The sequence below is a fragment of the Paraburkholderia sp. BR14320 genome (assembly GCF_040948665.1).
GTDB classification, from domain to species: domain Bacteria; phylum Pseudomonadota; class Gammaproteobacteria; order Burkholderiales; family Burkholderiaceae; genus Paraburkholderia; species Paraburkholderia youngii.
Genome location: NZ_JBFPKG010000383.1, coordinates 1 through 252, shown reverse-complemented (window position 1 = coordinate 252; position 252 = coordinate 1). Strand labels below are relative to the sequence as shown.

Below are 252 nucleotides of genomic sequence, written 5' to 3'. Positions count from 1 at the left end.
ACAGTCTGGGAAGCAGAGCGCCGGTTCACTGCGGATGCGGCTCATGAGTTGCGCACGCCGATCGCGGCGATTCGAACCCAAGCCCAGGTTGCGCTCGCCGAAACAGATGATGCGCTTCGCCAGCATGGGGTACGGCCAAGATTCGGTCGAATTGCTATCATAAGCCCTACGGTTATGAAGTCGATTCTCCTTATTCAATGGCAGCATAAGCCAATCAAGCCGTGAACGCCTCTCCGAACTGCCGTGCCCGCT

The 252-nt window shown here is 57.5% G+C and carries 1 pseudogene; it reads left to right on the top strand.

The features are described from left to right. Positions 1–132, top strand: a pseudogene (locus AB3X89_RS40740) (histidine kinase dimerization/phospho-acceptor domain-containing protein); the annotation flags it as partial. Between the last annotated feature and the right edge of the window lie 120 nt (positions 133–252).